This window comes from Corynebacterium sp. ACRQJ (genome assembly GCF_022346045.1).
Classification (GTDB): domain Bacteria; phylum Actinomycetota; class Actinomycetes; order Mycobacteriales; family Mycobacteriaceae; genus Corynebacterium; species Corynebacterium evansiae.
Window position 1 is genome coordinate 1 of the sequence record NZ_JAKRMT010000017.1, and the last position, 20,495, is coordinate 20,495.

Consider the following 20,495-nt stretch of genomic DNA (forward strand, 5'->3'; position numbering starts at 1 on the left):
GCAGACGACACTCCTGGTGCAACCTTCTAGCCCCCGATACCTTCGAAGCACTTAATTCAGCTACACTGACCCAAGCAGCATAGCTAACCCCCGACGTGTCTACTTTCCGGGGGTCAGGCCCTTGTGACGGTTGTCAGATCAGCCGCGACATAGTTGACAGTTAGCCACCACAAAGCAAAAGCAGTGATGGTTGACACCTCAGTTGCGACATTGTTGACAGATGAATAGTCCCAACCGCAACCTCGCCATCGTCAAGGCAGTCCGCGAACAAGGCGAACCCGTCACCAAAGTCGCCAAGCGCTTCAGAATCTCACGGCAACGTGTCTACAAAATCCTGTCCCAGTTTGATGCCGGAGGCGCTGATGCCATCGCCCCGAAATCCCGCGCCCCGCATACCCACCCGCAAGCAGTACCAACATCTTTACGCAATCAGATCATCGACATGCGTAAGCAACTGGTCAGATCCGGTTTAGACGCAGGCCCTGAGACCATCGCTTTCCACCTTCACCGCCAGGGGTTGCGAGTACCGTCAACGTCGACCATCCGACGGATCATCACCAACGCAGGCCTTGTCACGCCACAACCGCAGAAAAAGCCACGCAGTTCTTTCATCCGCTTCGAAGCCGCTATGCCCAACGAATGCTGGCAGGCAGACATCACCCACCTACACTTACTCGACGGCACTCGACTCGAAGTCCTCGACTTCATCGACGATCACTCCCGTTACCTGCTATCGATCACCGCAGCAGCATCCTTCAGCGGACCGGCTGTTGCAGCTGAACTGCAACGCCTCATCGCCACCTACGGCCCGCCAGCGTCCACCCTCACCGACAACGGACTCGTATTCACCGCCCGCCTAGCTGGAGCCAAAGGGGGACGCAACGCCTTCGAAAAAACCCTCAACAAATACCACATCCAACAGAAAAATGGCCGGCCAGGCCACCCCCAAACACAAGGGAAGATCGAACGGTTCCACCAAACCCTTAAAAAATGGATTGCTGCCCAATCCCCAGCGATCACCCTGGTCGAACTCCAACGACAACTCGACACCTTTGCCGACTATTACAACACTGTCCGACCCCACCGAGCCCTCGGAAGACGGACACCACATGAGGTCTACACCACCGGCCCCAAAGCCGAACCCAACGACAAACCGGAAGAAGAATGGCGCGTCCGCAACGATGTCGTCACCCCAAACGGCAAGGTAACCGTCCGTTACGCAAGTAGGCTCTACCAACTTGGCATCGGGCGAAAATACACGGGCGAAACCGTCCTTATGGTCATCACCGACAACCATGTCACCACATCATTAAAAGAAACCGGCGAGATCATCACCGAGCACTACATCGACACGTCCCGCAATTACCAAAAACCTTATTGGAAGAAAGGCCAACCACCCCTGACCTAAAAGCGAAAACGGCGCCCCGGAAAAGAAAAACCGAGACGCCGGTTTGTCCATGATGTCGCGACTGAAGTGTCAACTATGTCGCGACTCATGACAAGAGTGCCCTCGGCGAGATTCGAACTCACGACCCCTGGTACCGGAAACCAGTGCTCTATCCCCTGAGCTACGAAGGCGCGTATCGGCGGTTCATTTTGTGTTCGCGTCAATACGGGTTGAAAGTCTAGCACTGCACCGGGGCAGTAGTTCAATCACCTCCGCCACTGCGTAAGCTGTCCGGCCTCACTGCTAGTGTTTAATGCTGTGACTCCTGCTGAATTGTCTGAACTGATTACCGAAACTGCCCGCACGACCCTGGATGCCCACGGTCTGGATTCCTCCGTGGTGCCGGAGAGCGCCACCGTGGAGCGCCCGCGCAACCCGGAGCACGGCGACTACGCAACGAACATCGCCATGCAGGTGGCCAAAAAGGCCGGCACGAACCCGCGCGAGTTCGGCACCTGGCTGGCGGAATCCCTCGGCGCGCACGAGGGCATCGACGAAGCCACTGTCGCAGGCCCGGGCTTCATCAACATCCGCTTGGCCGCCGCTGCGCAGGGCAAGATCGTCGAGGACATCCTCACCGCCGGTGCAGACTTCGGCCACGGTGACGAGCTCGCTGGCTCGGCCATCAACCTGGAGTTCGTCTCCGCCAACCCAACTGGCCCGATCCACTTGGGTGGCACCCGCTGGGCGGCCGTCGGCGACTCCCTGGGGCGCGTGCTCACCGCCCGCGGTGCGAAGGTCACCCGCGAGTACTACTTCAATGATCACGGCGCGCAGATCGACCGCTTTGCCCGCTCCCTGGTAGCCGCCGCGAAGGGCGAGCCCACTCCGGAGGACGGCTACGGCGGCGACTACATTCAGGACATCGCCTCCCAGATCGTGGAGGCCAACCCGGATTGGCAGCAGCTCGGCGCGGACGAGGCACAGGAACTGTTCCGATCCCAGGGCGTGGAGCTGATGTTCGCCCACATCAAGCGCACCCTCGCGGAGTTCGGCACGGAGTTCGACGTGTACTTCCACGAGAACTCCCTGTTCGAGTCCGGTGCGGTGGAGGCTGCGATCCAGAAGATCAAGGACAACGGCAACCTCTACGAAGCCGACGGTGCATGGTGGCTGCGCTCCACCAACTTCGGTGACGACAAGGATCGTGTGGTCATCAAGTCCGACGGCAACGCGGCGTACATCGCCGGCGACATCGCCTACGTGGCCGACAAGTTCGACCGTGGCCACAACCTGTGCATCTACATGCTGGGCGCCGACCACCACGGCTACATCGCTCGCCTGCGTGCAGCGGCTGCTGCCATGGGTTACGACCCGCAGCAGGTGGAGGTACTCATCGGCCAGCTGGTGAACCTGGTCAAGGATGGCAAGGCCGTGCGCATGTCGAAGCGCGCGGGAACCGTCATCACCCTGGATGACCTGGTAGAGGCCATCGGCGTGGACGCTGCCCGCTACGCCATGATCCGCAGCTCCGTGGACTCCTCCCTGGATATCGACATGGATCTGTGGGCCTCGAAGTCCAACGACAACCCGGTGTTCTACGTCCAGTACGCGCACGCCCGCCTGTGCTCCCTGGCGCGCAAGGCTGCGGACCTGGGGGTTAGTCGCGAGGGCGCCGACCTTTCCCTGCTGACCCACGCCCGCGAAGGCGACCTGATCCGCACCCTCGGCGAGTTCCCAGCCGTGGTGAAGACCGCCGCCGAGCTGCGCGAACCGCACCGTGTGGCCCGCTACGCCGAGTCTCTGGCCGGCACTTTCCACCGTTTCTACGATGCCTGCCAGATCCTGCCTAAGCCGAGCGACGACGAGCAGACTGTGGCTGAGAACCAGGCCCTGTTCGCCGCCCGTCTCTCCCTGGCTGCGGCTTCCCGCCAGACCCTGGCCAATGCGCTCGAGCTGTTGGGTGTGTCTGTCCCGGAGCGCATGTAGTTGTTGTTTTTCTTTGTGACGCCACCACCTCCCGCCCCCTGCCGATAATTCACTCACCTAGGAGATTCCCTTGGATCCGGAGACTCACCTGAACTCCACGCCGTTGCGCCGTCGCACGGCCAGCACCGCGGAGTTCAACGCGATTCCCGCGCACGTCTACCCGCTGGCCCTTCGTCGCGAAACGGCAGGGGAGCGACAGGGCGAGGTCACCATCGGTGGCGTGCCGATCACCGAGATCGCCGACACGTTTGGCACGCCGGCGTTCGTGATGGACGAGGAAGACTTCCGAACCCGCTGCCGCCGCCTGGCGAAGGCTTTCGGTGGCGGGCACTTCGTGCACTACGCTTCCAAGGCATTCCTGTCGAAGACTGTCGCCCGCTGGGTGATGGAGGAGGGGCTATCCCTGGACGTTGCCTCCCTCGGCGAGCTGCAGGTCGCCCTGGCGGCGGGCTTCCCCGCCGAGCGCATCACCGTGCACGGCAACAACAAGTCCCCGGAGTTTTTGCGCCTGGCAGTCTCCGAGGGTGCGGAGTTGATCGTCGTGGACTCGCTGCAGGAGATCGAGGCGCTGTCCACGGTCGCCGGCGAGCTGGGGAGGTCCCAGGATGTGCTGGTGCGTGTGACCCCTGGCGTGCACGTCGATACCCACGAGTTCATCGCCACTAGCCACGAGGATCAGAAGTTCGGATTCTCCCTGGCCTCCGGGGCGGCCCATCATGCGGCCATGGCGTGCCACGCTGCTGATGGCGTGCGCCTGCGCGGCTTGCACTGCCACGTCGGCTCCCAGGTGTTCGAGGCCTCCGGATTCGCCCTGGCCGCCGAGCGCCTGCTGGGCCTGTGGAAGCAGCTGTTGGATTCCACCGCGACGCTTTCGGACGCCCCCACGTCGCTGGATACCCTCGATCTCGGTGGTGGCTACGGTATCGCCTACATGCCGGATCAGGAGGCTCTGGACGTGGAAGAGGTGGCGTCCGAACTCAAGAGCAAGGTGCGCAAGGCAGCAGAGGCGGCCGGCGTGCCCGAGCCGAAGCTCAACGTCGAGCCGGGCCGAGCGATTGCCGGACCATCGATGATCACGCTCTACCGGGTGGGCACGGTGAAGGACGTCGAGGTGGCCGAGGGCATGACCCGCCGCTATATCTCCGTTGACGGCGGTATGAGCGACAACATTCGTCCCGCTCTCTATCAGGCGGAATACGACTGCCGCGTGGCCAATCGCGAGGTCGACGGAGAGTTGCTGCCGACCCGCATCGTGGGCTCCCACTGCGAGTCGGGCGACGTGCTGGTCAATGACGCGCTGGTGCCGGAGGACGTTCGTCCCGGGGACCTGTTGATGATCGGCGCTACCGGCGCGTACTGCTACGCGATGGCCTCTCGGTACAACATGATGACCCGACCCCCGGTGGTGCGAGTAGCCGACGGCGAGGCGCGGTTGATGATTCGCCGCGAAACCATCGACGACGTGCTGGCTTTGGAGGAGTAACCTCCTGGATACAGGGCAAAATAGGGGTAATGGACAGCTTTGTCTAGTCGCACGGTAGATTGGTGCGATAACCTAAGAAAAAATTACCAGCTTTCCTCTCATTTGAGACCTTACAAAGGAGCGACAAAGGAGCGACATGACCGAGCAGAAGTTTAAGCCAGGCAAGGGAATCGGCCAGACCGTAGGTGTGGCTCTGCTGGGCATGGGTACCGTTGGTGCAGAAGTGCTGCGGCTGCTGGAGGAGCGCAGTGATGAATTCGCAGCCCGCATCGGTGGCCCGCTGGAGGTCCGGGGTATTGCCGTCAGCAACTTGTCCAAGCCCCGCCCGGGTGTGGATCCGGAGAAGCTGACCGACGACGCGCTGTCTCTGGTGGCCCGCGACGACATTGACCTGGTCATCGAGGTCATCGGCGGCATCGAGTACCCGCGCGAGGTCGTGCTGGCGGCGCTGCGCGCCGGCAAGTCCGTCGTCACCGCCAACAAGGCTCTCATCGCCGCTCACGCTGATGAGCTGGCTGCCGCTGCCGACGAGTCCGGAGTGGACCTGTTCTTCGAAGCGGCCGTTGCCGCCGCCATCCCGGTGGTTGGACCGCTGCGCCGCTCCCTTGCCGGCGACAAGGTCAACCAGGTGATGGGCATTGTCAACGGCACCACTAACTTCATTCTCGACGCAATGTACACCCGGGGTGCCAGCTACGACGAGATGCTGGCAGAGGCTACCGAGTTGGGATACGCGGAGGCCGACCCGTCCGCCGACGTTGACGGCTTTGACGCCGCCAGCAAGGCCGCCATCCTGGCCTCCCTGGCATTCCACACCCGCGTGTCCGGCGAGGACGTCCACACCGAAGGCATCCGCGACATTACCGTCGCCGACATCGAAGCGGCCAAGGCCGCAAACTCCACCATCAAGCTGCTGGCTATCTGTGAGCGTCTGGTGGATGAGGAAGGTAAGGAATCTGTGTCTGCAAGCGTGTACCCGGCGCTGATCCCCAGCAGCCACCCGCTTTCCAGCGTCTCTGAGTCCTACAACGCAGTCTTCGTCGAGGCGGAGTCCGCCGGTCGCCTGATGTTCTACGGCAACGGCGCCGGTGGCGGCCCGACCGCCTCCGCCGTGCTGGGTGACGTCGTGGCCGTGGCGCGCAACATTGTGCTCGGTGGCCGCGGACCAGGGGAGTCCACCTACGCCTCCCTGCCCATCGCCAACTTTGGTGACGTGCGTACCCGCTACCACGTGGACATGCAGGTGGATGATCGCCTGGGCGTGCTGGCTGAGGTGGCCTCCGTGTTCTCTGAGCAGGGTGTGTCGCTGAAGACCGTGCGTCAAGAAGGGCTGAACGACGGTGCGCGCCTCGTCGTCATCACCCACAGCGCGAAGGAAAAGAACCTGGAAGAGACCGTGGCGAAGCTCAAGGAGCTCGACGCTGTCAAGGCGATTGACTCCGTCATCCGCATGGAAGGCTAAACTCTAAGAGCGCTTTAAGCCAAGACCGACAACTGGGAAGAAACGACAGGGAAGCTATGACGAACAAGGTTCTGAACCACTGGACCGGCCTGATCAACATGTACCGCGATCGGATGCCGTTCGCGAAGGACTGGGAGCCGGTGACCCTCAACGAGGGCGGCACCCCGCTGCTGCGCGCGAACTACCTGTCGGAGATCACCGGCTGCGAGGTCTACCTCAAGATCGAAGGTGCCAACCCCACCGGATCCTTCAAGGACCGCGGTATGACCGTGGCCGTCACGGACGCTTACCACAAGGGCCAGAAGGTCCTGATGTGCGCCTCGACCGGCAACACCTCAGCCTCCGCGGCGGCCTACGCGGCCCGAGCGGGTCTGAAGTCCGCCGTGCTGATCCCAGAAGGCAAGATCGCCCAGGGCAAGCTCGCGCAGGCAGTAATGCACGGTGCGCAGATCATCCAGGTACGCGGCAACTTCGACGACTGCCTGGAGCTGGTCCGCAAGACCACCACCGAGTTCCCGGAGATCGCCCTGGTCAACTCCGTGAACCCGATGCGCATCGAGGGGCAGAAGACCGCCGCGTTTGAGATTGTGGATTGTCTTGGTGACGCCCCCGATGTTCACTTCCTGCCAGTCGGCAACGCGGGCAACATCACGGCGTATTGGAAGGGCTACTCCGAGTACGCGGAGGACGGCGTTTCCACCCAGCGTCCCGTGATGAAGGGCGTGCAGGCAGCCGGAGCTGCCCCGCTGGTCAAGGGCGAGCCTGTGCTGGAGCCGGAGACGATCGCTACCGCGATCCGCATTGGTAACCCGGCTTCCTGGCAGCAGGCCGTTGCAGCCAAGGAGGAGTCGGGTGGCGACTTCCGCGCACAGACCGACGAGCAGATTCTGGAGGCCTACCGCACCATCGCTGGCCGCGAGGGCATCTTCGTCGAGCCGGCCTCTGCATCTTCCGTTGCAGGTCTGCTGGACGCTCACGCCAACGGCGAGCTGACTGCTGGACAGCGCATTGTGTGTACCGTCACCGGCCACGGCCTGAAGGATCCGACGACTGCGCTGTCTCAGATGCCGGAGCCCACCGTCACCGACGTGGACCCGCACGCCGTTGCAGACAAGCTGGGGTTGAAGTAATGGGCGTCGAGATCCCCGTTGGCCGCAAGGCCACCGTCAAGGTTCCCGCATCGACCGCGAATCTGGGGCCTGGCTTCGATACCCTCGGCCTGGCGCTGGGGCTGTATGACTATGTGACTGCCGAGGTCATCGAGTCCGGCCTGGAGGTCGAGGTCACCGGTGAAGGCGAGGGCGAGGTTCCACTGGACGAGCGCCACCTGGTGGTACGCGCCCTGCGCGCAACGCTGAAGGAAGCCGACGTGACGGTTCCGGGGTTGCGTGTGAGCTGTACGAACTCCATCCCGCAGTCCCGCGGCCTGGGGTCTTCGGCCGCCGCGGCGACGGCAGGCGTGGCCGCGGGCAACGGCCTGGCAGGGTTCACGCTGGACGACCAGGCGCAGGTGCAGATCGCCTCTACCTTTGAGGGGCACCCCGATAACGCGGGCGCTTCCGTGCTGGGCGCGGGCGTGGTCTCGTGGACGAACACGCCCATCGACGGAGTATCCGCACCGGCCTACCACGCCCGTCGCATCGACGTGCACCCGGACATCAAGGCCACTGCGTTCATCCCGGACTTCCACGCCTCGACGGAGGCGATCCGTCGCGTGCTGCCGTCGGACATTAGCCACGTGGATGCCCGCTTCAACGTCTCCCGCACGGCAGTCATGACCGTCGCGCTGCGCGACGATCCGGAGCTGCTGTGGGAGGGCACTCGCGACCGCATGCACCAGACCTACCGCGCCGAGGTGCTGCCGGTGACCGCCGAGTGGGTGAACCGTCTGCGCAACCTGGGCTATCCGGCGTTCCTTTCGGGCGCGGGCCCGACGATCCTGGTGCTGAGCACCGAGCCGGTGGACAACGCACTGGTGGAAGAGGCCCGCGGCCGCGGGATGAAGGTCCTGGAGCTGGATGTCGCCGGTCCGGTTGAGGTGGACGTCACCGGATAAAGTACGAAACTAGTCCTGGGCAGTAGCTGGGGCGGGAGATTGTTTCCTCTCGCTCCGGCTTTTCTGTATGACGCCGAATAGCATCGGGACGACGGAAAAGGCGACAATTCCGAGGAAGATGGCGTCGATATTGTTGCGCACGAACTCCACTCCGCCGAATAGCGACCCCAGGTAGACGATGCCGCTGGCCCACAGCACACCACCAAGCACGTTGAAAAGAATGAACGTGTGATAGCGCATGCCGGACATCCCAGCTACTAGTGGGGCATAGGTGCGCACGAAGGGTACGAAGCGGCACAGGATGATCGTGATCGCACCGTATTTCTCAAAGAACGCCTCAGAGCGGTGCAGATGCTCCTGCTTAAAGAAACGCCCGTCCTTCCGGTTGCGCAGCGCGGGGTGGAAGCGGTGGCCAATCCAGTAGCCCACCTGGTCGCCCAGGATCGCTGCGATCGGGGTGATTAGCAATACCTGCCACAGGGGTGCGAAGCCATCGGGCTGGCTGGCCAGTAGACCAGCGGTGAAGAGCAGGGAGTCGCCGGGCAGGAAAGGGAAGAACAGCCCGGATTCGATGAAGATGATCGCAAAAATGGCGGGCAGGATCGCCGCGCCGAAAGGTCCGGAGCCCGAAAGCAAATACATCGGGTCGAACCACTGCGGCCCGAGGGCCAGCACAGTTACATCGGTCATGCAGGAAAACGCTACTCTACTTTTTCCCGCAATAGTTGGAATTGTTCCTGTTAAATTCTGGTGAATTTACCCCGACGCCCCAGGGGGTGTGCCCCCTTACCCGGTCCAGTTCGCCCCAGCCTGCCCCTCAGCAGGCACCCGGGTGCGCCCCTTAGATCGTGATGATCTCGAACTTCCCCTCGCGGAAGTACTGGCGCAGGTCCTTCTTGTCGAACTTATCCACGCTGGTCTTATCGATGTGATCCACGAAGGTCCAGTTCTCCGGCACCATCCAGCCGGGCACGCGCTTGCGTAGATCGTCGGCCAACTCCTGCGCGGTTTCCGCAGTCCAGGGGGTTCCTTCGGCAACCACTACCACCGCGAGCGGACGCTGCCCCCACTTCTCCGATGGAATGCCGATCACCGCCGCCTCGATCACCGCTGTGGGTTCCAGCAGGTAGTTCTCCAGCGCTGCAGAATAGATCCATTCGCCGCCCGAGCGGATGATGTCGGCCTTGCGATCGTGGATTGTCAGGTAGCCGTCCTTGTTTACGGTGGCGATGTCGCCGGTGCGCAGCCAGCCATCCTCGGTAAAGCGCGGGCTGTCGTCCTTATAGTACGAGGCTGTCACCGTGTTGCCGCGTACCTGCAGCTCGCCTTCGTTGCGGTCGTTGGCTTCCAGCACATTGTCGTGGTCGTCGACGATGCGGTAGCGCATGCCCGCGTGAAAGCGCCCTTGGCTTTCGCGGTACTTAGCGCGGGCAGCGCCGGCCACTCCGGCGGGTGGGTGGGCAACGGTGCCCACCGGGCCGGTCTCCGTCATGCCCCAGGAGTGGATGATGTCCACGCCGAAGCGCTCCTCCCAGGCATCGATCATGGCGGGGGAGACCTGCGAGCCGCCGACGTAGATTTCCTGCAGGCTCATCTTCTTCGGGTGCTTCTTGGCGTAGTGCACCAGCAGACCCGTCCACACAGCTGGCGATCCGTGGGCCTGGCGCGGCATGGCGTCTGCGATCACGTGCGCCAGGTGTTCTGGGGTGGCGCTGCGGCCGGTGAACACGATCGGCGCGCCGGCCATAAACGCGGCCAGTGGCACGCCCCAGCTGAGGACGTGATAGATCGGCACACAGCACAGGAAGCTGGTGCCGTTGCGGATGCTGAAGCTATCGGCGGCGCGCAGCTGCATGGAGTGCAGCCACAGCGCACGGTGGGAGTAGACTACGCCCTTCGGTGGGCCTTCTGTGCCGGTGGAAAAGCAGATGGCCGCCGGGTCGGTTTCTTCCATGTCCGGCCAATCGAAGTCGGCACTGCGCCCGTCGAGTGCGGCCTCCAGGTTCAATACGCGCAGGTGGCTCAAGCCCGGTTTGCCCTGTTCGCCTTGTTCGCCCTGTTCACCCTGTGCTGTGACGAGCCGTTGCACCGCCTCGGTGTCCGCAAGGTTCGGGCCGATCACCAGCACCGCCTCCACACACGGGCAGTCGGCTAGTAGCGGGACGATCTGTTCGCTGCAGGTCGGGTCGAGTACCAGCACTTTCGGCGCCGCTTTGTTGATGATGTGTGTGATCTGGGCGTCCATGAGGTGCCGGTTGATGGGGTTAAACACCGCGCCCATCGACGCCACGGAGAGCAGTACCTCCAGGTGCTCGGTGCAGTTCGGCAGGACAGTGCCCACGCGGTCACCGCGTTCGATGCCGAATTCGTCGCGCAGCATGTTGGCCATAGCGGCTGCGCGGATGCCGATGTGCAGGAAGCTGGTTTGCTCCGCGGTCTCGTCAAAATACGTGGTCACCGTGGTGTTTCGGTGAACGCTGGCCCCGTATTCAAGGATCCTCGCTACGGATAGTGGGATCTCCTGCATCGTCGACTTCATGCATTTCAGCCTAGCCGTTAGGTACTCGCGGTGTGGGAGGTGCTATGGTTAGCTACGGAAGCCGGATGTGAGGCTCGTTTCTTTTTCTCTATTCTTTCTTTTTACGACGCCACCCCGCGCTACACCCGCCGCCAGTCGCATCGTGGGACGTTAAGGCGGCAATCTTTCTGGAAGATTCCCGCAATCTTTGGGTTAAATTAAAAACTGTTGTCGAATACGCATGTCTGGCCAACCCTGGGGCTTCGCAGGCTTTTTGAAGGGTCGATGAAGAAGCCAGACGTGAAAGGACTTTTGTGAGCCTGTCCGATATTTTGGCTCGTGGCCAAGCCAATGGCCTCGCCTCGTTGAAATTGCCGGAGCTGCGACAGATTGCAGCGGCACAGGGGCTGAAAGGCACCTCTGGTCTTCGCAAAGGCGAGCTGATCGCCGTTATCGAATCCGGTGTTGCATCGAGTGGCGGTGGAGCGCCCCGGAAGCCTCAGCCTGCCGAAGAGACTGCACCGAAGGAGCCGAAGGAGCCGACGGAAAAGTCGGTCGCGGAGGCGCGGGAGGGGCGTCACCAAGAAAAGCGCCAAGAAGAAACCGCAGATAGCTCCGAGCAGAACGGTGGCAACCGCGGTGAAGAGCGCCACGAAGATCGCGAGAAGAACCGCCACGATAACGAGCGCGGCGATAACAACCGGGACGACAATAACCGCGGCAACCGTCGCAACCGTCGCAATCGCCGCAACCGCCGTAACCGTGGCCGCGACAATAATCGTGACAGCAACCGCGATAACAACCGCAACAACGGCGGCAACAACGGTGATGGCAATAACGGCGGCGGCAACGGTGGTAACAATGGCGGCAACAACAACCGCGACCCGAAGCCGGAAGAGCTGACACCCGTCGCGGGCATTCTCGACTTCGTGGACGCGAACACCGCGTTCATCCGCACCACCGGCTACCACGCGGGCCCGACGGACGTGTACGTGCCTATCAACACGGTACGGAAGTACGGCATGCGCCACGGCGACGCGATCGTTGGCACCATCCGCCCGAAGAACAACAACAATAACGGCGGCGGACGCGGACGGAACCGCCAGAAGTACACGCCGATCTACCAGGTAGAGACCGTTAACGGCCTGACCCCGGAGCAGGCGGCAGCGCGCCCGAACTTTGCGAAGCTGACCCCGCTGTACCCGAACCAGCGCCTGCGCCTGGAGACCGACCCGAAGACGCTGACCACCCGCGTGATCGACCTGATCATGCCTATCGGCAAGGGGCAGCGCGCGCTGATCGTTTCCCCGCCGAAGGCCGGTAAGACGACCATCCTGCAGGACATCGCCAACGCGATCTCCACGAACAACCCCGAGTGCTACCTCATGGTGGTGCTGGTGGACGAGCGCCCGGAGGAAGTGACGGACATGCAGCGCTCCGTCAAGGGCGAGGTCATCGCCTCCACGTTCGACCGCCCGCCGGGGGAGCACACCAACGTTGCCGAGCTGGCCGTCGAGCGCGCAAAGCGTCTGGTGGAGCAGGGCAAGGACGTTGTTCTGCTGCTGGATTCCATCACCCGCCTGGGTCGCGCGTACAACAACTCCTCGCCGGCCTCTGGTCGCATCCTGTCCGGTGGTGTGGATTCCAATGCTTTGTACCCGCCGAAGCGCTTCCTCGGCGCTGCCCGCAATATCGAAAACGGCGGCTCACTGACGATCATCGCCACCGCGATGGTGGAGACCGGCTCGGCCGGCGACACGGTGATCTTCGAGGAATTCAAGGGCACCGGCAACGCGGAGTTGAAGCTGGACCGCAAGATCTCCGAGCGCCGTGTGTTCCCGGCTGTGGACGTGAACCCGTCGGGTACCCGCAAGGACGAGCTGCTGCTCAGCCCGGAGGAGGCGCGCATTATGCACAAGCTGCGCCGCATCCTGTCCGCCCTGGATTCGCAGGCGGCCATCGACCTGCTGATCAAGCAGCTGCGTAAGACCAAGACCAACCGGGAGTTCATGCTGCAGGTTGCCAGCTCCGCGCCCCTGGCAGGCGAGGACGAGGAGGATTAAACCATGAGCCAATCACCGTCAGTCATCGACGACATCCTGGCCGAGTACCAGGGCCTGGAAATGCAGCTGAGCGATCCCGAGCTGCACAACGACCCGGCCGCCGCCCGCAAGGTCGGCAAGCGCTTTTCCGAGCTGCAGCCGATTATCCAGACGCACCAGAAGCTCGAGCAGGCCCGCGAGGACCACGAGGCAGCGTCGGAGATGGCATCCGAGGACAAGGAATTCGCCGAGGAAGCCAAGCGCCTGGAAGAGGAGATCGGCGAGCTGGAGGAGCAGCTGACCGACCTGCTGGCTCCTCGCGACCCGCACGACGGCGACGACATCGTCATGGAGATCAAGTCCGGTGCCGGCGGCGAGGAAGCCGCGTTGTTCGCCGGCGAGCTGGCGCGCATGTACCAGCGCTACGCTGAACGCCACGGCTTTAGCACCGAGATCCTGGGTCTGAACGAGACCGACCTGGGTGGTGTGAAGGATATGACTCTGTCCATTCGCTCCAAGCAGCCCTCCCGCGATGGCGCGTGGTCGGAGTTCAAGTTCGAAGGTGGCGTGCACCGCGTGCAGCGCATCCCCGTCACCGAGTCGCAGGGCCGCATTCAGACCTCCGCTGCGGGCGTGCTGGTGTACCCGGAGCCCGACGAGGTCGAGGACGTGCACATCGACGACAAGGACATCCGTGTGGACGTCTACCGTTCCTCCGGTAAGGGCGGCCAGGGCGTGAACACCACGGACTCCGCCGTGCGTATTACCCACCTGCCGACCAACATCGTGGTGACCTGTCAGAAGGAGCGTTCCCAGATCCAGAACCGCGCCCGCGCGATGCAGGTTCTGGCTGCGCGCCTGCAGCAGATGAAGGAAGAGGAAGCTGAGGCCGAGGCAGCCGAGGGGCGCGCAGCGCAGATCCGCACCATGGATCGTTCCGAGCGCATCCGCACCTACAACTTCCCCGAGTCCCGCGTCTCCGACCACCGCATCGGCTACAAGGCCAACAACCTGGATGCTGTCCTGGACGGCGACCTGGAGGCGCTGCTCGCGGCGCTGAAGGAGGCCGACCGCGCACGCCGCCTCGAGGCGGAAGACTAGCCTTTTCCGTCGCGCGGGTGAAGGGCACAGAACGGCAGGACAGTAGAACGGCAGAACGGTGGGACGTTGAACATCAACCAGGCGATCCGCGAGGCCACCGCGCAATTGACCGCAGCGGGCATCGATTCCGCTGCAGTCGACGCGCGGCTGTTGATGCGCTATCTACTCGCGGAACCCGGCACTAGCTCAGCTGCGCCCGGCACCGGCTCTGACCCTGCGCCTCGCGTCGCCGTCGACCCCGGCACTCTCTTTATGCGCGCCGACGATCCCGCCCCCAGCGCCTATGCCGACTGGGTGGCCCGCCGCGCCGCGCGCGAACCCCTCCAGCACATTGTGGGCTCCGCCCCCTTCTGCGGCCTGGACCTTTTTGTGGAGCCAGGCTGCTTCGTCCCGCGCCCCGAAACCGAGTTGCTCGCCGACTGGGCCGCGCGCTTCCTCAAGGGCCGCCCCGCGCCGCGCGTGGTCGATCTGTGCTGCGGCCCCGGCACGTTGGGGCTCGGGGTTTCTTTTCTTTATGACGCCCCCATCTCCCTAACCGGAGTCGAAGTCTCTCGCGCGGCGCTGCGCTTGGCCGAGAAGAATGCTCGACTTGTGCCGCAGGTCAAGGCCACATTCGTCCAGGCCGATCTGGCCGTAGATGATCCCGTGGAGTTATCAGAGACGGCAGGCGTTTACCCCGAAGGTTTCGCGCCCGCGGACGTGGTGGTATGCAATCCTCCGTATGTGCCGGAATCCGCGGAAGTTTCCCCCGAGGTGGCCGCCGACCCGCACGCAGCCGTGTTCTCCGGGGAAGACGGACTAGAGCTCATGCCACGGGTCCTGCAGTGGGCTGAGACGCTGGGACGCGCAGGTGGTGGCGTCGGAATAGAACACGACGACTCCAACGGCGCGCAGGTGGCGGCCATGATGCAGCAACGCGGCTGGCGAGAGATCACCCAACACCACGACCTGGCTGGCCGGCCGCGCTTCGTCACCGCCCTGCTACCGCAGTAGTACCGGCGATGGGGTTAAGGTAGAGCACGTAATAAATAGCCAAGAAAGGGCCGCAATGTCGAGAACCGTAGACGCAACCGATCCGCAGAACCGCGAGGCCGCGCTAGACGCCGCGGCGAATGCGGTGAAGGGCGGACGGCTGGTTGTGCTGCCGACCGACACGGTCTACGGCATCGGCTGCGATGCCTTCGACAATGAGGCAGTGTCCGCCCTGCTGCGTGCCAAGGGGCGTGGCCCCGACATGCCCGTTCCCGTGCTGGTTCCCAGCTGGACGACCATCCAAGGGCTCGTGCGCGAGTACACCTACAACATGCGTAAGCTCGTCGAGGCATTCTGGCCGGGTGGCCTGTCGATGGTCGTCCACCAGGCGCCCAGTCTGCCGTGGAACCTGGGGGATACCCGCGGCACCGTGATGCTTCGCATGCCCAACCAGCCCATTGCGTTGGAGCTCTTGGAGCGCACCGGCCCGATGGCCGTTTCCAGCGCCAATATCTCCGGCCAGCCGCCGGCGACGAATGTGCAGATGGCCGAGGACCAGCTGGGTGCGGACGTGACGACCTACATCGACGGTGGGGAAGCGCACCACGGCGTGGCCTCCACCATCGTTGACCTTTCCTCCGGCCGCCCGCGCATCCTGCGCGAGGGCGCGGCCACCACCGAGCGCGTGGCCGAGGTTCTGGGAATGAGCAGTGCGGAGCTGCGGGGAGACGTCTAATGACAGTCCTTGCCCAGCCGGCTATCGGCGCAGGTATTCCCCTGCGTGAGTTGGTGTTGGTGCTGCTCGTCGCCTGCACGGTGACGTATCTGGTGACGGGCGTGGTGCGCTCGGTGATCATGCGCTACGGGCGGATGGCCGCCCCGCGCGAGCGCGACGTGCACCAAGTTCCGATGCCTCGGCTGGGCGGGGTAGCGATGTTCACGGGACTGGTCGTGGCCGTAGTGGTGGCCAACCAGCTGCCCGCGTTGACGCGCGGGTTCCCGCCGGTAACGCCAGATATGACGGCGGTGCTGATGGCCGCCTTCGTGATTGTTGTCGTCGGGGTGGTGGACGACCTCTACGACATCTCCTGGGTGCTGAAGCTCGGCGGGCAGGTAGTGGGTGCCGTGGTGATGAGCCTGATGGGCTTGAGCTGGTACTTGTTCTACCTGCCTTTCGGGGACGGGACCACGCTGATCCTGGACCAGGTCCAGTCCACGATCCTGACGGCGCTGCTGACCGTCACGATCGTGAACGCCATGAACTTCGTCGACGGCTTGGATGGTCTGGCCGCAGGGTTGGGGGCGATCGCCGCCGGGACGATCCTGATCTACTCGCTGACAATCCTGCATGACCAGGGCGGCACCGTGGCGGCCTACCCGCCGGCGATCATCTCTGCGGCGCTGGTGGGAATCTGCATGGGTTTCCTGCCTCACAACTTTTCGCCCGCGCGCATCTTCATGGGGGATAGCGGCGCGATGCTGATCGGCCTGTTGCTGTCCGCGGCCTGCACGTCGGCATCCGGGCGCATCAACGCGGCGCTGTACGGGCCGGCGGATATGGCGGCTCTGCTCTCGCCGATGATCGTGGTTCTGGCGGCCCTGTCCATTCCGCTGCTGGACCTGGTGATGGCAGTTGTGCGCCGCGTGTCCCAGGGCAAGAGCCCGTTCTCGCCAGACAAGAAGCACCTGCACCACCGACTGCTGCACATTGGCCACAGTCAGAAGCGCGTGGTTCTGGTTTTGTACACCTGGGTTGGGGTAGTGGCCTTCGGTGCGGTGGGGCTGACCGTGTTGCCTCTGCACGTGATGGCAATTTCCTTTAGTTTGCTGGTGATCGTTGCCATCGTGGCGACGGTGGTGCCGCTGTGGCGGGAGAATCGGAAGTCGAACACGGCTCAGGTAAGCTAATCGCCATGACTGAGGCGACTGAGAACAACGGTGCGGCGGGCGCTAAAGAGCTGCCCGAGTTGAACGACGTATCCCAAGCCAGCGACCACGTCGGCCCGCTGAAGGCTGCCATGCGTTCCGGAGCGCTGGCGCTGGTGGTGTTGGGTGCGCTTTCCCTGTTGGTGTGGGGTCTTATCAGCGGCACCGAGGGGCTGTGGGGAGCAGGCATCGGGTGGCTGGTCGGCGGCGGATTTATGCTGCTGACGGTAGTGATCGTGCTGTTTAGTTCCAACACTTCGCCCTCGATGACGATGGGCTTGATCCTGGGCAGCTGGCTGGTTAAGGCGGCGGTGCTGCTGGGCATTCTGTTCTTCCTGAAGGACAAGACTTTCTACGACACCGCAGCGCTGGCCGTAACCGTGATCTTGAGCATGGTCGCCGTACTGGCCATCGAGACGCTGGCAGTTACTCGCACCCAGAAGCTTTACATCAGCTAGCGAGGCTAACGGCATCTAGTGCTAGTGCCCGAATCCACGCCCCGGTTTGCATAGCCAATGCAGGCCGGGGCTTTTTGTTTGTTGTGATGCTACGGGTGGCACTGCTTGCGCGCAGAAAGATAACGCCCTCACGCGGAGAGGCGACAACTGTCAGTAGCGAGCTGGGGTAAGTGCAGCGGGGAGGGAGCGGAGGTAGGCCTAAACACATACAAATGATTCTGGAACCAAAAACGTTGAAAACCACGACCAAGTGGGGGGACCCGCAACGTGTTTCACTTAGCGATTCGCGAGATAAAGCTGATATTGTTCTATCGGGCCATTTATTGGCACACGTATGTGTGAACAGTAGATACGGCACCGGCTGATTATGTAGGGACGTGCGACGGAGTCCCTCAGCGTCGGCCTAACTCTTCGAAAAGAGACCTCCATCGCACCGCAGTGATTCTGTGCAATCTTGCGGCCCAATCACGGGAGAGAACGCTGAGCGTAACAACCTTGGCCATGAAGGGCGAGTTTCACGTACCTTCATTGGAACACGAATTCTTCCCGGGGCAAGTGGATAGCAACCAGCTGTGGTTCAGTGAGTTTGCTGGTGGAGCCTTCGCGCTCGACCGCCTCATGGTCATCCGTATTGTGATGATTCTTCTGGTTACCGCATTCTTCTTCTTTGCAATGCGGAAGCCGAAGCTGATTCCGAGCGGCGTGCAGAACGTTGCTGAGTACTTCTTGGACTTCGTTCGGATTCACATCGCGGAGGATATCTTGGGCAAGAAGGAGGGGCGCCGGTTCCTGCCGATCATCGCCGCTATCTTCTTCACTGTTCTTGCCGTCAACATGTCGACGATCATTCCGTTCATGAACATTTCAGCCAGCGCTCGAGTGGGTCTGCCACTGGTGCTGGCTGTTGTCGCGTATATCGCATTCATCTACGCGGGTGTGAAGCGCTATGGCTTCGGCAAGTACATCAAGTCCTCGCTGATCATTCCTGGTTTGCCTTCTTGGCTCCACTTCATCGTGGCGCCGATTGAGGCATTCTCCACATTCGTCCTCCGTCCGGTAACGCTGACGATTCGTCTTATGGCGAATATGTTGGCTGGACACATCATCCTCGTCATGCTGTTCAGTGCCACGAACTTCTTCTTCTGGCAGATGAGCGGTTGGACTGTGGCTGCTGGCGGCACGATCCTCTTCGCGATCGCCTTCACCCTGTTCGAGCTCATGGTGATCTTCCTGCAGGCATACATCTTCTCCCTGCTGACCGCCGTGTACATCGAGCTGTCCCTCCACGCAGACGAGCACTAATTCGCCCCTTTTTAAGTACTCAAATGACCAAGCCGGACAACGACAAAAGAAAAGCTGCAACCGGCTGGTTCTCAGAAAGGTAATGGAAACCAAATGAACGACATCTTCCTCATCGCGCAGGACACCACCACCAAGTTCCAGGGCTTCGGCACCATCGGCTACGGCCTGGCTGCTATCGGCTCCGCTATCGGTGTGGGTAACGTTGCAGGTAAGACCGCTGAGGCAATGGCTCGCCAGCCCGAGATGGCCGGCCAGCTGCGCACCACCATGTTCCTGGGTATCGCTTTCGCCGAGGCACTGGCTCTGATCGGCTTCGTCGCCGGCTTCCTGTTCTAATTTCAGTGCGATTGGCCGCTCGTTAAGAGCACTTTCTAACCACCGCACCAGAATCGAAAGCTGGAGACTATGACGAACACCTTTTTGTTAGCAGCTGAGAAGCTGCCGATGGAGGAGTCGGTAAACCCGCTGCTTCCTCCGCTGTACGACATCGTCTGGTCCATCATTCCTTTTGCAGTCATCCTGTTTGTCTTCTGGAAGTTCGTGCTTCCGAAGTTCCAGGAAGTGCTGAATCAGCGCGAGGACCAGATCGAGGGCGGCATTCGGCGCGCCGAGTCCGCTCAGGCAGAGGCTAAGGCTGCCTTGGAGAAGTACAACGCTCAGCTTGCTGAGGCACGCACTGAGGCTGCGCAGATTCGTGATGACGCCCGTTCTCAGGGTCAGAAGATCATCGCGGACATGAAGGCTCAGGCAACCGAAGAGTCCAACCGTATCGTCGAGTCGGGCCACAAGCAGCTCGAGGCACAGCGTTCCGCCGTTGTCACCGACCTGCGCAAGGAGATGGGTGAAAACTCCATCAACTTGGCTGAGCGCCTGTTGGGCGAGCAGCTGTCGGACGACGTGAAGCGCTCGGGCACCATCGATAACTTCCTCGCCGGACTGGACAACGTCGGCGCATCCGGGAAGTGATCGGTATGCACGCAGCGAGCCGAGAGGCAATTGAGCGCCTCGAGCAGACCCTGGATCAGGGTCTTAACGAGACCTCCGACAAAGTGGGCACCGGTGTAACCACCGGCACCGAGCTGTTCGACGTTGTCGAGCTGCTCGACAGTGACCGCGGCCTGCGTGTCGCGCTGATCGACCCGGCGAGGGATGCCAACACCCGCGTGGAACTGGCCAAGAGCCTGTTCGGCGGCAAGGTATCTGCCTCGACGGAAGAAATCGTGTCTGCTGCTGTATCCCAGTCGTGGTCCAACACTCGCGACCTGCGCGACGGACTGGTGAAGCTGGGCCGCCTGGCCCTGCTGCGCGCCGCCGACGCTCAAGGTCAGCAGGACCGCGTTGAAGACGAACTGTTCCAGCTGGCCCGCATCATCGAACGTGAGCCGGAGCTGGAGCTGAAGCTGGCCGACCGCGCCGCATCCCCGGATGCTCGCCGCGACCTGCTGGCAAAGGTCCTGTATGGCAAGGTCACTTCCACGACCGAGGCACTGGCGCTGCAGGCAATTGGCCGTTTGCGCCAGCGTCCAGTCGAGGAACTTGACTCGTTGGTTGACGAGGTAGCTGCACTGGAGGGGCGCACCGTTGCGCGTGTCCGTGCCGCAGCTGCCCTGGGTGAACAGCAGAAGTCGACTCTGTCGGACAAGCTGGAAAAGATTTACGGTCGCAAGATTGCGGTCCACTCCGAGGTTGATACCAGCCTCCTCGGCGGTGCCGTGATCCGCGTCGGACACGAAATTATCGACGGCAGCACTGCAGGTAACCTGCGGCGCCTCCGCGCGTCGATCGCTTAGGGCGTCATA

18 protein-coding genes and 1 tRNA gene are annotated in these 20,495 nt (G+C 62.5%); 16 read left to right on the forward strand and 3 right to left on the reverse strand.

Annotated features, from left to right (window positions below):
• Positions 1 to 220 precede the first annotated feature (220 nt).
• On the forward strand, positions 221 to 1,408 hold the full coding sequence (locus tag MHX52_RS08620) for an IS481-like element IS3514 family transposase (protein ID WP_239317722.1): 1,188 nt from the start codon (positions 221 to 223) through the stop codon (positions 1,406 to 1,408).
• Positions 1,409 to 1,505: 97 nt separating this feature from the next.
• Here the strand turns inward: MHX52_RS08620 and MHX52_RS08625 are convergent.
• A tRNA-Arg gene (locus tag MHX52_RS08625) sits at positions 1,506 to 1,578 on the reverse strand.
• 127 nt (positions 1,579 to 1,705) lie between these two features.
• Between MHX52_RS08625 and argS the strand changes: the two genes are divergently transcribed.
• From argS to thrB, 5 genes are all read left to right on the forward strand, one after another.
• Positions 1,706 to 3,376, forward strand: coding sequence for an arginine--tRNA ligase (gene argS, locus MHX52_RS08630; RefSeq protein ID WP_239317723.1), 1,671 nt, complete (start codon positions 1,706 to 1,708; stop codon positions 3,374 to 3,376).
• Positions 3,377 to 3,446: 70 nt separating this feature from the next.
• Positions 3,447 to 4,859 (forward strand): diaminopimelate decarboxylase, encoded by a 1,413-nt coding sequence (gene lysA, locus MHX52_RS08635; RefSeq protein ID WP_370642239.1) that lies wholly within the window; start codon positions 3,447 to 3,449, stop codon positions 4,857 to 4,859.
• Positions 4,860 to 4,995: 136 nt separating this feature from the next.
• Positions 4,996 to 6,321 (forward strand): homoserine dehydrogenase, encoded by a 1,326-nt coding sequence (locus MHX52_RS08640; protein ID WP_034985613.1) that lies wholly within the window; start codon positions 4,996 to 4,998, stop codon positions 6,319 to 6,321.
• Positions 6,322 to 6,377: 56 nt separating this feature from the next.
• Positions 6,378 to 7,451: a threonine synthase gene (gene thrC, locus MHX52_RS08645; protein WP_035003552.1), complete on the forward strand. Its 1,074-nt coding sequence runs from the start codon at positions 6,378 to 6,380 to the stop codon at positions 7,449 to 7,451.
• A complete protein-coding gene (thrB, locus tag MHX52_RS08650; protein ID WP_049049871.1) occupies positions 7,451 to 8,377 on the forward strand; it encodes a homoserine kinase in 927 nt (308 codons plus the stop codon). Before thrC ends, thrB begins: the two co-directional genes overlap by 1 nt.
• 9 nt (positions 8,378 to 8,386) lie before the next feature.
• Here thrB and MHX52_RS08655 read toward each other — a convergent pair whose 3' ends face one another.
• Both MHX52_RS08655 and MHX52_RS08660 read right to left on the reverse strand, forming a co-directional pair.
• Positions 8,387 to 9,067: a DedA family protein gene (locus MHX52_RS08655; protein ID WP_239317725.1), complete on the reverse strand. Its 681-nt coding sequence runs from the start codon at positions 9,065 to 9,067 to the stop codon at positions 8,387 to 8,389.
• A gap of 151 nt (positions 9,068 to 9,218) precedes the next feature.
• The gene (locus MHX52_RS08660) at positions 9,219 to 10,916 is read right to left on the reverse strand and encodes a long-chain fatty-acid--CoA ligase (protein ID WP_035003550.1); all 1,698 of its coding nucleotides are present in this window, start codon (positions 10,914 to 10,916) and stop codon (positions 9,219 to 9,221) included.
• A gap of 293 nt (positions 10,917 to 11,209) precedes the next feature.
• On the opposite strand from MHX52_RS08660, the gene rho reads away from it, so the two are divergent.
• From rho to MHX52_RS08710, 10 genes are all read left to right on the forward strand, one after another.
• Positions 11,210 to 12,958, forward strand: a complete 1,749-nt coding sequence (gene rho / locus MHX52_RS08665) for a transcription termination factor Rho (RefSeq protein WP_239317727.1) — start codon at positions 11,210 to 11,212, stop codon at positions 12,956 to 12,958.
• Positions 12,959 to 12,961: 3 nt separating this feature from the next.
• Positions 12,962 to 14,038 carry a peptide chain release factor 1 gene (gene prfA, locus MHX52_RS08670; RefSeq protein ID WP_034985602.1) on the forward strand — a complete coding sequence of 359 codons (1,077 nt, stop codon included), beginning with the start codon at positions 12,962 to 12,964 and terminating at the stop codon, positions 14,036 to 14,038.
• 66 nt (positions 14,039 to 14,104) lie between these two features.
• Positions 14,105 to 15,031 carry a HemK/PrmC family methyltransferase gene (locus MHX52_RS08675; protein ID WP_239317730.1) on the forward strand — a complete coding sequence of 309 codons (927 nt, stop codon included), beginning with the start codon at positions 14,105 to 14,107 and terminating at the stop codon, positions 15,029 to 15,031.
• A gap of 55 nt (positions 15,032 to 15,086) precedes the next feature.
• On the forward strand, positions 15,087 to 15,746 hold the full coding sequence (locus MHX52_RS08680; RefSeq protein WP_034985601.1) for an L-threonylcarbamoyladenylate synthase: 660 nt from the start codon (positions 15,087 to 15,089) through the stop codon (positions 15,744 to 15,746).
• On the forward strand, positions 15,746 to 16,918 hold the full coding sequence (locus MHX52_RS08685) for an MraY family glycosyltransferase (protein ID WP_239317733.1): 1,173 nt from the start codon (positions 15,746 to 15,748) through the stop codon (positions 16,916 to 16,918). The genes MHX52_RS08680 and MHX52_RS08685 overlap by 1 nt, the downstream gene beginning before the upstream one ends.
• A gap of 5 nt (positions 16,919 to 16,923) precedes the next feature.
• Positions 16,924 to 17,394: a hypothetical protein gene (locus tag MHX52_RS08690; RefSeq protein WP_049049868.1), complete on the forward strand. Its 471-nt coding sequence runs from the start codon at positions 16,924 to 16,926 to the stop codon at positions 17,392 to 17,394.
• A 501-nt stretch (positions 17,395 to 17,895) separates the two neighbouring features.
• Positions 17,896 to 18,696, forward strand: coding sequence for a F0F1 ATP synthase subunit A (gene atpB, locus MHX52_RS08695; protein ID WP_070488303.1), 801 nt, complete (start codon positions 17,896 to 17,898; stop codon positions 18,694 to 18,696).
• Between the two features lie 93 nt (positions 18,697 to 18,789).
• Positions 18,790 to 19,032, forward strand: coding sequence for an ATP synthase F0 subunit C (locus tag MHX52_RS08700; protein ID WP_005292984.1), 243 nt, complete (start codon positions 18,790 to 18,792; stop codon positions 19,030 to 19,032).
• Positions 19,033 to 19,101: 69 nt separating this feature from the next.
• Complete coding sequence (locus MHX52_RS08705; protein WP_034985593.1) at positions 19,102 to 19,662, forward strand: F0F1 ATP synthase subunit B; 561 nt, start codon at positions 19,102 to 19,104, stop codon at positions 19,660 to 19,662.
• A 5-nt stretch (positions 19,663 to 19,667) separates the two neighbouring features.
• Positions 19,668 to 20,486, forward strand: a complete 819-nt coding sequence (locus tag MHX52_RS08710; RefSeq protein ID WP_034985591.1) for a F0F1 ATP synthase subunit delta — start codon at positions 19,668 to 19,670, stop codon at positions 20,484 to 20,486.
• Positions 20,487 to 20,495 lie beyond the last annotated feature (9 nt).